The 12,209-nt window shown below is 72.8% G+C and carries 11 protein-coding genes; 6 read left to right on the forward strand and 5 right to left on the reverse strand.

Annotated elements, in window-relative coordinates; translation table 11 throughout:
- Window positions 1-62: 62 nt before the first annotated feature.
- Window positions 63-512, reverse strand: coding sequence for a calmodulin-binding protein (locus ACIBCT_RS32450; protein WP_399195144.1), 450 nt, complete (start codon window positions 510-512; stop codon window positions 63-65).
- A gap of 231 nt (window positions 513-743) precedes the next feature.
- Here ACIBCT_RS32450 and ACIBCT_RS32455 point away from each other — a divergent pair, with 231 nt between their 5' ends.
- Window positions 744-1,661, forward strand: coding sequence for an aminoglycoside phosphotransferase family protein (locus ACIBCT_RS32455; RefSeq protein ID WP_399195146.1), 918 nt, complete (start codon window positions 744-746; stop codon window positions 1,659-1,661).
- Window positions 1,662-1,682: 21 nt separating this feature from the next.
- Here the strand turns inward: ACIBCT_RS32455 and ACIBCT_RS32460 are convergent, their stop codons facing one another.
- Entirely contained in the window at window positions 1,683-2,354 is a 672-nt protein-coding gene (locus ACIBCT_RS32460; protein ID WP_399195148.1) for a hypothetical protein, read from the reverse strand.
- 237 nt (window positions 2,355-2,591) lie between these two features.
- Here ACIBCT_RS32460 and ACIBCT_RS32465 point away from each other — a divergent pair, with 237 nt between their 5' ends.
- Window positions 2,592-3,551: a MerR family transcriptional regulator gene (locus tag ACIBCT_RS32465; protein WP_399195150.1), complete on the forward strand. Its 960-nt coding sequence runs from the start codon at window positions 2,592-2,594 to the stop codon at window positions 3,549-3,551.
- Window positions 3,552-3,642: 91 nt separating this feature from the next.
- On the opposite strand, the gene ACIBCT_RS32470 is transcribed toward ACIBCT_RS32465, so the two are convergent.
- Complete coding sequence (locus tag ACIBCT_RS32470) at window positions 3,643-4,695, reverse strand: alpha/beta hydrolase (protein ID WP_399195152.1); 1,053 nt, start codon at window positions 4,693-4,695, stop codon at window positions 3,643-3,645.
- Window positions 4,696-4,856: 161 nt separating this feature from the next.
- Between ACIBCT_RS32470 and ACIBCT_RS32475 the strand changes: the two genes are divergently transcribed.
- The 3 genes from ACIBCT_RS32475 (at window position 4,857) to ACIBCT_RS32485 (ending at window position 6,939) form a co-directional block, all read left to right on the forward strand.
- Window positions 4,857-5,288: a hypothetical protein gene (locus tag ACIBCT_RS32475; RefSeq protein WP_399195154.1), complete on the forward strand. Its 432-nt coding sequence runs from the start codon at window positions 4,857-4,859 to the stop codon at window positions 5,286-5,288.
- A 133-nt stretch (window positions 5,289-5,421) separates the two neighbouring features.
- Entirely contained in the window at window positions 5,422-6,114 is a 693-nt protein-coding gene (locus ACIBCT_RS32480; RefSeq protein WP_399195156.1) for a hypothetical protein, read from the forward strand.
- A 183-nt stretch (window positions 6,115-6,297) separates the two neighbouring features.
- Window positions 6,298-6,939: an HAD family hydrolase gene (locus tag ACIBCT_RS32485; RefSeq protein WP_399195158.1), complete on the forward strand. Its 642-nt coding sequence runs from the start codon at window positions 6,298-6,300 to the stop codon at window positions 6,937-6,939.
- A 73-nt stretch (window positions 6,940-7,012) separates the two neighbouring features.
- Here ACIBCT_RS32485 and ACIBCT_RS32490 read toward each other — a convergent pair whose 3' ends face one another.
- Window positions 7,013-8,299 carry a pectate lyase gene (locus ACIBCT_RS32490; protein WP_399195160.1) on the reverse strand — a complete coding sequence of 429 codons (1,287 nt, stop codon included), beginning with the start codon at window positions 8,297-8,299 and terminating at the stop codon, window positions 7,013-7,015.
- A gap of 540 nt (window positions 8,300-8,839) precedes the next feature.
- On the opposite strand from ACIBCT_RS32490, the gene ACIBCT_RS32495 reads away from it, so the two are divergent.
- Window positions 8,840-9,034, forward strand: coding sequence for a CsbD family protein (locus ACIBCT_RS32495; protein WP_399195162.1), 195 nt, complete (start codon window positions 8,840-8,842; stop codon window positions 9,032-9,034).
- Between the two features lie 259 nt (window positions 9,035-9,293).
- On the opposite strand, the gene ACIBCT_RS32500 is transcribed toward ACIBCT_RS32495, so the two are convergent.
- A complete protein-coding gene (locus ACIBCT_RS32500) occupies window positions 9,294-11,942 on the reverse strand; it encodes a ricin-type beta-trefoil lectin domain protein (protein WP_399195164.1) in 2,649 nt (882 codons plus the stop codon).
- Window positions 11,943-12,209 lie beyond the last annotated feature (267 nt).

Genomic DNA, 12,209 nt, shown 5'->3' on the forward strand with positions numbered 1-12,209 from the left:
CAGGGACGCCGGGCACCCGCCGGTGACCGGCGGGTGCCCGGCGCGCCCGGGGCGGCCTCACCTCACGGGGCGGGGACCTCGCGCACCAGGCGAGAGGTCCAGGGGCACCAGAGCAGGCCGGGCAGGAACGCGCCGCCCGCCTCGTCCAGGTGGTCCTCGACGTAGGGCATCGTGGCGTCGCACACCTCGATGGCGACGTCGAAGAAGTCGATCGTGGCGGGGTCGTAGTGGTAGCTCCAGCCCGGGTTGTAGGGGGCGGGACGCTTGACGATCCTGCCGAGGACGTGGGGCCTCTCGGTGGTCGCGCCGCTGATCAGATCCCTGGCGTGCTGGATCTCGGTGGGGTCGGTGAGCTGGAGGACGCCCTTGCTCCCGGTGATGTCGGTGAACTCGAAGTAGGCCCCCGCGTCGGCCCGCCGGTCCTCCGGCCGGACCTGGGCGTGAGCGGGGGCGATCAGGACGAGCAGGGCGATCGTCGTGAGGACGGCGATCCTTGGAGCGATACGTCGCATGTGGGTCTCCGGTGATCGGGGGTCGTGTCCACGACCGTTCATCACTCAAAGTAATGGATTCACTACTGAAAGTAACTGAAGACGTCCTCATCCGGCCTCACCCGGGCTTCCGTCCCTCGGCCGCACGGGCCTCCTCGGCGCACCGGCCCCGTTCCCCTCGCCCCCGGCGCCGCACACCACGGCGCGCGGGCGACGCCGAAGCCGTCCGCCTCCGTCGGTTAGGGTCGCGGTGTGGGTCCTCACCGCATGCCGGCCGCCGAGGTGGACGTCTCCCCGGATCTGGTACGCCGGCTCCTGGCCGCCCAGCACCCCGACCTCGCGCACCTGCCCGTCGAGACGATGGCGAACGGGTGGGACAACGTCGTGTGCCGGGTCGGGGACGCGCTGGTCGCCCGGCTGCCGAGACGTGAGGTGGCCGCCCGGCTGCTCGTGCACGAGCAGCGGTGGCTCCCGGTTCTCGGGCCCCGGCTGCCGCTGCCGGTGCCCGTACCGGTGCGCATCGGGCGACCGGGTCCCGGCTACCCGTGGCCGTGGAGCGTCGTCCCGTTCCTGCCCGGCCGGGTCGCCGCGCGGACGCCGCCGGCCGACCCGCCGGGCGCCGCGGCCGACCTCGCCGGGTTCCTCGGGGCCCTGCACGTCCCCGCCGCACCGGACGCCCCCGTCAACCCCGTCCGCGGCATCCCGCTCGCGGACCGCGAGGCGACGGTCATCCGGAACCTGGACGTACTGGGCCGCCTGGTCGATCGCGGGGCCGTGATGCGCGCGTGGGAGACCGCGGTCGCGGCACCGGCGTGGGACGGGCCCCCGTCGTGGCTGCACGGCGACCTCCACCCGGCCAACATCCTGGTCCGTCGCGGTCGTATCAGCGGTGTGATCGACTTCGGTGACATCACCTCCGGCGACCCCGCCACGGACCTGTCCGTGGCCTGGATGCTCCTGCCCGCCGAATGCCACGGCGTCTTCCGGGACGCCTACGAGGCGGCGGGCGGGCACGTGCCCGGCGAGCACCTCTGGACGCGGGCACGAGGGTGGGCGCTCGCGCTGTCGCTCGCGTTCCTGGCCCATTCGGCCGATGCCCCGCTGACGGCGGAGACGGGCCGCCGCACCCTGGAGGCCGTGCTCGCGCGGTCCGCCCGCCTCCCGGGCTGACCGGCCGGGCGCGGCGTCGTCTCAGCCGACGCGCTTGTCCACCGGTTCGGAGAAGCCGTCCTTCAGGGTCCAGACGAGCGAGCTGCGCCACTCCAGGGACCTGCTGGAGAAGACGGCCCTTTCGCCGCCGTCGGTGACGGTGACGCGTTCCCAGCCGTCGAACGACCTGGTGAGGTGGTGGTCCCACCTGCTCAGATCCCCCACCCCGACCGCCGCGACGGACTCCATCGGGGGCTCGCCGTCCGCGCAGTAGGGGGCGAAGTTCGCGATCGCCGTGACCGTGCCACCGACGGCCCGGAGCTCGATGCCCTGGCAGGCGTCGGTCTCGGTGCGGTAGATCAGGCGTGGCCTGGTCCACCCGCGGCCCGGGACGTGGTGCTGCTCGAAGAGCCCCCGGCGACGCCCGTAGTGCATCGCCACCCTGCGGCCGTCCGCGAGCGTGATCTCCGCCTCGAAGTGGTCGGGATCGGAGGATTCGATGTCGCTTCCGCGGGGCCCGTCGGAAGACCCGGGGGCGTCCCCGGGGGCCCCGGAGCTCTTCTCGGCGGTGGGGCCGGGCGCGGGGGAGCGTTCCTGCGCGGGCGGGGCACCGCCCGTCCGCGGGGCGGGCCGTTCCCCGCCGCACGCCACCGCGGCCGCGAGCAGCGCCGTGCAGGCGAGCATCCGTGTTCCGGCCGTGCGCACACGTCTCACCACGATCCCCTGTCGGGGCCCGCGCCGCACGCGCGGGCCGGGCCGTCGATCGCCGGTCACCGCATCCTTCATACCGCAGGCCCGCCGGGCACGGCGGTCCCGGCGGTCACCCGTCATACGATCGTGGCCCGCGCGGTCCGCGAGGCGGTCTCCGGCACCCGCGCTCGGCACCGGTCCTCGGCGCGGGCCGCGGAAGGACTTGAACCTCCACCGAGGGGAGATGCGAGGGTGTGCGGCATGGACGGGGACGCGCTCTACTCGATCGGTGACCTGGCCCGGCGCACCGGGCTGACGGTCAAGACCATCCGGTTCTACTCCGATCGCGGGATCGTGCCACCCGCCGGCCGAAGCCCGGCCGGCCACCGCCTGTACGGCGCCGCCGACGCCGCCCGCCTGGACCTCGTACGGACGCTGCGCGACCTGGAACTGGACCTGCCCACGATCCGGAGGATCCTGGACCGGGAGATCCCGCTGGCCCAGGTCGCCGCGGCGCACGCCGAAGCGCTCACCGTACAGATCCGGACGTTGCGCCTGCGGCGCGCGGTGCTGACGGCCGTGGCCAGGCACGGGTCGACCCCCAAGGAGATGGATCTCATGCACAGACTGGCCGCGCTGTCCGAAGAGGAACGCCAGGAGATGATCGACGACTTCCTCGACGCCGTGTTCGGCGGCCTGGAGGCCGACCACGGTTTCGTGGGGATCAGGCGCTCGATGACCCCGTGCCTGCCCGACGACCCCGAGACCGAGCAGGTCGAGGCGTGGATCGAGCTGGCCGAGCTGTCCCGGGACCCGGACTTCCGCGACGGCATGCGCCGGATGGCCCGGGACCACGCGGCCGAACGGGCCGAGGGCGGGAACCCGGTGATACGCCGCGACCTGGCCGCGGTCGTCCGGGACCGGGCCGGCCGTGCCGCCTCGGACGGCACGGACCCGGCCTCGCCCGAGGCGGGCCGCGTCGTCGCGGACATCACGGCCCGGTACGCCGGTCTCGTCGGCCGTCCCGACGACGCGGGGCTCCGGCGGTCGATGCTGGACCGGCTGGAGAACATGAACGACCCCCGCCGGGAGCGGTACTCCCACCTGCTCGCGGTGATCAACGGCTGGCCGGCCCCGGAGTCCCTGACTCCGGTGCTCGACTGGTCGGTCCGGGCCCTGCGCACCCGCGTCCACCCCCCGGGACCCGATCGCGAGCCGTGAGCGCGACCGGACGGCCGGGGGCGCCGGCGGGCCTGGTCGCGTCGGCCTCACCGGCCTGTCGTGACGGCACGCGGGCGGGACACCGGGCGCGTCAGCCGGTGGCCCGGCAGACGGTTCCCTTCTGCGGCAGCCGGCCGGTGACCAGGTAGCGGTCGACGTGCTCCGTCGCGCACACCGACCTCATGTACGCGGTGTGCCCCGTCCCGTCGTAGGTCAGCAGGCCCGAGCCGCGGATGCGCGACGACAGGGCCCGCGCCCAGGCGAGCGGGGTCGCCGGGTCGTGGGCGGTGCCGACGACGAGGATCGGCGGGGTGCCGTGGACGTTCACCGGCCGCTGCGGGTTGCTCGGGGGGACCGGCCAGCCGAGGCAGCCGACCGTCATGTCCCAGAACTCCGAGGTGCCCCCCATGTGCGGAGACAGCCTGCGGACCTGCTTCAGCCGCGCCCGCAGGTCCCGGTGGCCGCGGATCTGCGGGTCGAGGTCCAGACACATGACGGACCGGTACGCCGCGGTGCTCGCCGGGTCGTCGAGCGCCTGCGCCCGCATCGAGGCGAAGATCGTGGCGTCGCCCTTCTCCGCCTGGACGATCCCGGCGGCCAGGCCGCCGGCGTACTCGGGCATCGCCGTGAGGAAGGTGTACCCCACGTAGCGCAGCTCCTCGGCGGTGATCGGCCGCCCGTTCCGCACCGGCACGGGGGTGCGCTCCGCCCCGGCGACGAGACGGTCCCACACCCGCGCGACGTCACGGCCGTGCAGGGGACAGCTCGCCGTACGGTCGCACCATTCGACGAACCGGTCGAAGGAGTCCTCCACCGCCCTGGCCGCGTCGGTGACCAGGCGGCGGGAGCTCATCCCGTGGTCGACCGCGCCGTCCAGCGCCATGGTGCGGACCCGGCCGGGGAAGAGCCCGGCGTACTCGGTGCCGAGGATGGTGCCGTACGACTTGCCGAGGAAGCTGATCTTCTTCTCGCCGAGCGCGGCCCGTACCGCGTCGAAGTCCCGGGCGACGCTCACGGTGTCGACGTTGCGCAGCAGGGGCCCGGTGGCGGCCAGGCAGCTCTCGCCGACCGCCCTGTTGTGCGCGACCAGCCTGTCGTACTCGGCCAGGGTGTCGGGGAACTCGCCGACCTTCGGGTCGTGCACCGGCAGCCCGCAGCGTACGGCGCCGCTCCCGCCGACCCCCCCGCGGGTCGATGCCGACGACGTCGAACCGGCGCCGCACGTCGTCCGAGAGGATCGCGGAGGGGAAGTCGCGGACGACCAGTGCCGCCTGGCCGCCGGGCCCGCCCGGGTTGTAGAGGAGGGTGCCGATCCGCGCGCCGGGATCGGTGGCCCTGCGCCGCACGACGGACAGTTCGATCGCCGGGCCCTCCGGGGCGGACCAGTCGAGCGGCACCTCGACGGATCCGCACTCGGCTCCGGCCTGCTCGCCGCACGGCCGCCAGGAGATCGTCGTGCCGCCCGTCGTGCCGCCCGTTGTGCCGCCCGTCGTGCCGCCCGTCGTGCTGCCGGTCGTGCTGCCGGTCGTGGTGGTGCCGGTCGTGGTGCCGCCGGAGGCGGACGCCGCCCCGCCGGCGGCCACGAGCGGCAGGGCCGTCGCGGCCACCAGGAGGGAGGCCATGATGTTTCGTCTCATGGGAGGCCATGCTCGTGCGGCCCTCCTGCCCCGATCATCGTCCGAAAGTACGGCCGTCCCCGTCCCTCGTCGGCCTGGAGGTCACATCGCGGAACCGTGACGTGTCGCGCGGCGGCGGTCGCGGCGGGACATGATGAAGGACGACGGGACCCGGATGTGGCCCCGTGGTCCCTGTTCGCGACGACCGCCGTGAAGAACGATGAGGCGATCCGGACATGCTCGATGGAGTTCTCATGAGTCATCTGTTCGCCCTCCTGGCCCGCTACGTGATCAGGCTCACCGGAACGGTCGGGGTGCTCTGGGGTGTCGCCTACATGATCAACGGCATCACCCAGGTCCCCGCAGGCATCGCCGTGCGCGTCACCCCCTCCCTGGAATCCGGTGATCACCTGCGGCTGGGCGGGAGGGAACTCCCCGCCGGGGTCCGTCTCGACGACGGGGACCTGTCGCTGTACGTCGAGGGCTCCACCGTCGCCGAGCAGGTGCTCTCCCGGGCGGACGTCCTGGTGAGCGGTCTGTGCATGGGCGTCGCCGCCCTGCTGCTGATCGCCCTGCTGAACTCCTTCGCGCGGGGACGGCCCTTCCAGCGGGGCAACCCCGCCCGGATCGCCTGGCTCGCCGTCCTCGTGACGGTCTCGGGCTGCGCCTCCGTGCTGCCGGGCATCGCGGAGGGGATCGTCATCGACCGGGTGGGGCTCGCCGGGACCTTCCGGCCGTCGTCCGGCCCGTCATGGGTGCCGGTCGTGGGTGCCGTGCTCCTTTTCGCACTGGCCCTGGCGTTCCGCGAGGGAGCGAAGGGCCCGCGGGCCCCGGAGACGCCGGAGACGCCGGAGGTGCCCGCGGCGACGGGGCCGACGGGGCCGACGGAGTCGACGGGGCCGGGGGCGGGGGCGGGAACCGCGGGCGTCGGCGACCCGCGCGGGTGACCGCGGGCGCCCCGGGACCGGGGCCGCGCGACGCCCCCTGCACCATGGCGTAGGGTTGCCGGGGCGCCGCGCGAGGCCGCCGTGTCAGGCCGGGGCGCGTGTGCGGACCGGCCGGTGCGGACTTGCCGCGCCGTTCCCGGCCCGCCGCGTCCGCCTCCGTGACGACATACCGAGGGAGTCCGCTTGAGCGAGTCCGTCCCGCCCGTGCTCGTCTTCGACATGTTCGGGGTCATCGCCCGCCACCAGTCCCCGGAGAGCCTCCTGGCCATCGAGCGTGCCGCCCGCCTGTCGGGTCCGCGGCTGTGGCGGCCCTACTGGGACCTGCGGGCGCCCTACGACCGCGGGGACCGGTCGGGGAGGGACTACTGGCGGACCGTGGCCGGTGCCGCGGAGACCGAGTTCGGCGACGACCAGATCGACGAGCTGATCGCCAGGGACCTGGACAGCTGGAGCGAGGTCGACGACGAGATGGTCGAGTTCGTCGCGGACATGAGCGGCCAGACCAGGGTCGCCCTGCTGTCCAACCTCCCCGCGGACCTGGCCGCCCACGTCGAGCGGCTTCACCGGCCGTTGCTGGAGCTGTTCGAGGTGCGCGCGTTCTCCTGCCGCATCGGTCACGCCAAGCCGGAGGCGGAGGTCTACACCTGGTGCCTGGAGCGGCTGGGGGTGCCCGCCTCGGACACGATGTTCGTCGACGACAGGACGGAGAACGTGCGCGCCGCCGAGCGGCTGGGCATGGCGGGACACCTCTTCGTCTCCCTGGACGAGCTGCGCCGGGCGCTCAAGGAGCCCCACCGGGCCACGACGCCGCGCGCCGGCGGATGACACCGGTACGGCCCGGCACCGCGAGCGCGGAGCCGGGCCGTACCTTCCCGTCGGGGGGTCCTGCCGGTGGTGACTACCGGTAGGTGATGTCGGACGGGGAGTACCGGCAGTGCACCGGGTCGGGACCAGAGCCGATCTTGGTGGGCTCGCTGCCCTTGGGCACGCCCTTGTAGCGCTCACAGATGGTGGCGCTGCCGTAGACGGTGATCCGGCTGAAGCGCGCGGTGTCGCCCCAGTTGGAGTTGATCCCGGCCAGCAGCTTGGTGGACCGGGCGGTGACGCCGTCCATCACCACGTGGCGCTCGTAGGAGCTGGAGCAGTTGCCGCAGGCGCGGTAGAGCTTGCCCGAGCCGTGCACCTGGAAGTTGCGGATGGTCACCGTGCCCGCGCCGTTGTGCTGGAAGACCTTGTCGGTGCCGGACTTGGCGCCGCCGCCGTCCACCAGGTAGGTGGCCGAGGAGCTGGTGCCCTTGAAGGTCGCGGCGTCCTCGCCGACGTCGTTCCACCAGACGTTGCGGATGGTGCAGGAGCCCTCGCAGTGGATGCCGTCACCGGCGGGCGCGTCGAGGATGACGTTCTGGATCGTGCCGCCGTTGGCCACGACGAACATCGGGTCCTGGCCCTCGCCCTGGCCACCGTCGCCGATGCCGTAGTAGCGCTTCATGCCGCCGTCGAAGAACGTCCCGGCGTTGCGGGTCGTCGGGGTGTGGACGTTGCCGGTGGACGAGGGCCACGCGCCGCTGCCGTCGCCCCCGGTGCCGCCGGTGGGGGTCACGGTCGGCGTGGGCGTGGGTGTGGGCGTCTGGGTGGGGTCGGGGTTGCCGCCGCCACCGGCGGGCGTCAGCGTCCACTGCTTGGTGGAGGCCGAGTCGCAGGAGTTCTGCTGCAGCGGGGCACCGGACGAGGAGGAGTTGTCCTTGACGTTGAGGCACTTGCCGCCGTTGGCGTTGACCACCCGGTAGGCGTTGCCGGAGGCGGTGAGCTGCCAGGTCTGCGAGGACGCCCCGGTGCAGGACTCCTGCTGGACCGCCTTGCCCGCGCTGGTGGAGGCGTCGCGCACCCCGAGGCACTTGCCGCTGTGGTTCGCGGTCAGCCGGTAGCCGCCTCCGGAGGAGGCGAGGGAGAAGACCTGCCCGGCCCCGCCCGTGCAACCGGACTGCTGGAGCTGTACGCCGTCACCGGTGTTCTGCCCGGGGACCGTGGCGCACAGGCCGCTCCCGGCGTTGACCAGCGTGTAGTTGCCGTTGGAGGGGGCGGCCGAGGCGGGGGTGCTGAGCACGGCCACCATCCCGCCGGTCGCCATGAGGCCGGCGGTCGTGGCGATCGCCAGCCTGACGCCGAGTCTTCTTGCGTGTCGCACGTGAAGCTCCGTTCGATATCGGGTGTGCCGGGCCGTCGCCTCGGCGTCCGCGCGACGGGGCATCGACGCGGGACGGTGTGGCGGCGTCACGAGGGCACGTGCGGGCCGGGCGTCACGACGGTTCCACCCGGCGTCGTCCCCCGAGCGTGCCGGTGCCCGTCGTTTCCGCCGCGATCCTGCTTCTCAACGAGACATGGATACGGGTCCGGGAGGCGCTCGTCGTCGACGAACGTTCCCGCGGAACCGGTAAGCGCTTTCCGAAGCCAGGAAAGCACATTGTTACGGCGATGTGAAGTCCTTCCGGACATGCCGGATCCGGGCCGGGAGGGTGGGGACCGGAGGGGCGGGGGCCGGCACGGCCCGAAGGACGGGCCCACCACGCCATGACACGGCAGGGAACCCCCGGGGAGCGGATCGCCCGCGTCGTCCCGGCGTCCTGAAACTTTCACGGACCGGGAAGCCGGGCGGTTTACCGTCCCGCGGCCGGGACAGAAGCCGGTGAGAACGGCAGCGACGTCCCCACCGACGGAGGAGGCCACCATGGGCATCGAGGACAAGATCTCCCACAAGGCCGAGGAGCTCAAGGGCCGGGTCAAGGAGAACCTCGGGCACGCGACCGGTGACGAGCGGCTGCGGACCGAGGGCCGGGCCGACCAGGCCTCGGGGAGCCTCAAGCAGGCCGGCGAGAAGGTCAAGGACGCCGGTAAGAAGATCAAGGACGCCTTCGGCCGCTGACACCCGGCCACGGGCGACGGCGCGGGCCGCATCGCGTGCGTACCCACGCCGTCCCCGCCCGCCCTCGGGCCGGGTCCCGGCCCGAGCGTGTCACAGAGCCGTGTCACAGAGCCGTGTCACAGGGCCGTGTCACAGGGCCGTGTCACAGGGCCGTGTCACAGGGCCGTGGTGTCCAGAACCCGTGTCACAGGGCGGGTTCGTGCCCGCGTGAACGACGCGGGACGGGGTGCGCAGGCCGTGGCCCCCGCACCCCGCGGGGTCACTGCCTGCGGAACGTCTGGGCCGCGGCGCCGTTGCAGTCCCACAGTTGCAGGCGGGTGCCGTTGGCGGTGGTGCCGTTGGGGGAGTCCAGGCAGCGTCCGGACTGGGGGTTGAGCAGGGCGCCGTTGGCCTGGGGGACCCACTGCTGTGCGCCGCCGCCGTTGCAGTCCCACAGCTGGACCTGCGAGCCGTTGGCCGTGGCGTTGCCGACCACGTCCAGGCAGCGGTTCAGCGTGCGCAGCGCCCTGCCGTCCCAGGCCCAGTGCTGGTCGACGCCGTGGGGCTGGCAGTCCCACAGCTGCACCGCCGCGGTGTTGCCGCCGATGTCGTCACCGGCCACGTCCACGCACTTGCCACCGGGACCGTTGACGAACGTGGCCCCCTCGGAGCCTCCGCCCATCCGGAACGCCTGGGCCGGGGAGCCGTTGCAGTCCCACAGTTGCAGGCGGGTGCCGTTGGCGGTGGTGCCGTTGGGGGAGTCCAGGCAGCGTCCGGACTGGGGGTTGAGCAGGGCGCCGTTGGCCTGGGGGACCCACTGCTGTGCGCCGCCGCCGTTGCAGTCCCACAGCTGGACCTGCGAGCCGTTGGCCGTGGCGTTACCGGTCACGTCCAGGCAGCGGTTCAGCGTGCGCAGCGCCGTACCGTCCCAGGTCCAGTGCTGGTCGGCGGCCTGGATCTGGCAGTCCCACAGCTGCACCGCGGAGCCGTTGCCGCCGGTGTCGTCGGCGGCCACGTCCACGCACTTTCCTCCGGGGCCGTTGACCGGCCGGCCGGGCGGGGGCGGGGCGGTGTTCAGCCGCTTGGAGGCGGCGATGATGCCGAGGTTGGCCGCCCTGACCCTGGCCGCGTCGAACTTGGCCACCTGCCGGTCGTAGGTCCAGAAACCGTTGACCTCGCCCTCCACGTCGAACGGCTGCGTGTAGACGAGCGCGCTGAGCCCGCGGGTGTGCATGAGGTTCGCCGACTGGGCGACGAGGCTCACGTAACGGTCGGTGATCGACTTCACGTTCGGGTGCATCTCGTACGCGCCGAACTGGCCGTTGGGGCTGTACTCGTGACCGGGGACCCGCACGCCCAGACCGCCGTACTCGCCGAGCACGGACGTCCGGGTGCTCGTCGGCGTGGGCGCGTCGGGCCCGACGTAGACGTGCCAGTCCATGATGTCGCCGTTGCCCGGGTCGCCCTTGGACGCGCAGCAGTTGTAGCCGCTGTGCCCGTTGACGAGCCGGGTCGGGTCCTGGTTCTTGACGTTCTGGATGACCCGTGAGGTGTCGGCCAGGTTCCACTCGCCCCAGCCCTCGTTGAACGGGACGTAGGTGACGACCGCGGGCGACGAGCGGTGCTCGTCGACCATCTCCCTCAGCTCGCTCTCCCACTGCGCGTGCTGGGCTTCGTTCCCCCCGCCCATGCTCGGCATGTCCTGCCAGACCAGCAGGCCGAGGCGGTCGGCGTGGTGGTACCAGCGCTGCGGCTCCACCTTGATGTGCTTGCGGACCATGTTGAAGCCGAGGTCCTTGATCTTCTGCAGGTCGCTCGCCAGCGCGGCGTCGGTCGGCGCGGTGTGCAGGCCGTCGGGCCAGAAGCCCTGGTCCAGCACGCCGTTCTGCATGACGAACCGGCCGTTGAGCGTCAGCACGAGCCGCCCGTCGACCACGGCCTTGCCGACCTCGCGCATCCCGAAGTAGTGCGTGGTCCGGTCGACGGTCGCGCCTCCGGCGTTGCGCAGGGAGATCCGCAGGTTGTACAGGAACGGGTCGTCCGGTGACCACCGCCGCGCGTCGGGGACGGGGACGCTGAAGTCGGTGAAGCCGCCGGTCGCGGTGCCGACGACGGTCGCGCCGTCCAGCGCCTCGGCGTACACCGAGTGGCCCGAGACGTCGCCGCGGGTGAAGACGCGGACCCGCAGGGTGTTGTTCGCCAGGTTGGGGTAGAAGTCGACGCTGTAGACGGACGAGGCCGGGGTCGGCTCCAGCCACACCGTCTGCCAGATGCCCGACGACGGCGTGTACATGATGCCGCCGGGGCTGCGGACCTGCTTGCCCCTGGCGGGGCTGCTGCCCGCGGCGCCGGAGTCCGTCGGGTCGAAGGCGCGCACGATCAGCTCGTTCGTCCCGCCGTTGAGGTGCGGGGTGATGTCGAACTCGAACCGGTCGTAGCCGCCCGTGTGGCCGCCGACCTGTACGCCGTTGACCCAGACGGTCGTCTGCCAGTCCACGGCGCCGAAGTGGAGCTGCACCCGCCGGCCGTTCCAGCCCGCCGGCACGGTGAACGTCCGCCGGTAGGTGAGGTAGTACCGGTTGTCGTTGGCCGCCCGCTTGATCCCGGAAAGGGCGGATTCGACGGGGAACGGCACGTTGACACGTTCCGGCAGCGTCTGCCCGAACACCGGGGGGTCGTTGGTGGTCGACTGCCGCAGCTGCCACTCCCCGTTGAGGTTCTGCCAGTCCGGCCGGGTCATCTGCGGCCGGGGGTACTCCGGCAGGGGCGTGCCGTTCAGTGCCTGGTTCGTCCACGGCGTCGTCAGCGGGGACGGCTGGGGCGGGACCGCGGCGGCGGCCTGCGGCAGGCCGGTGGCGAACGTGGCCAGGCCCACGAGACAGGCGACGACGGAGTGCAGCAGCCGTCGTCGATGGCGTACGCGTTGCATGGGATCTCCTCAGGGGGGTGATGGTTCGGAGATGTGCGGGATCGCGGTGAGGTGGTGCGCGCCCGGCGGCCGGGAGCGGCGGGGGCGGGTGCGGGTGGACGCGGTGCGGGTGGAGGTGGTGCGAGGGTGGGACGCGGGGATCGCCGGGTGTACGCCCCGGAAGGGCGTCCGCCCAACGGGTGGGATGATCAGAAGTGAATACTTTGAAACATCTCGTGTCAATATTCGATCGGGTCTGATCGCACCGATCGCGCATCGTGTCCCGCG

The organism is Streptosporangium sp. NPDC050855 (assembly GCF_044456585.1).
GTDB lineage: Bacteria > Actinomycetota > Actinomycetes > Streptosporangiales > Streptosporangiaceae > Streptosporangium > Streptosporangium longisporum.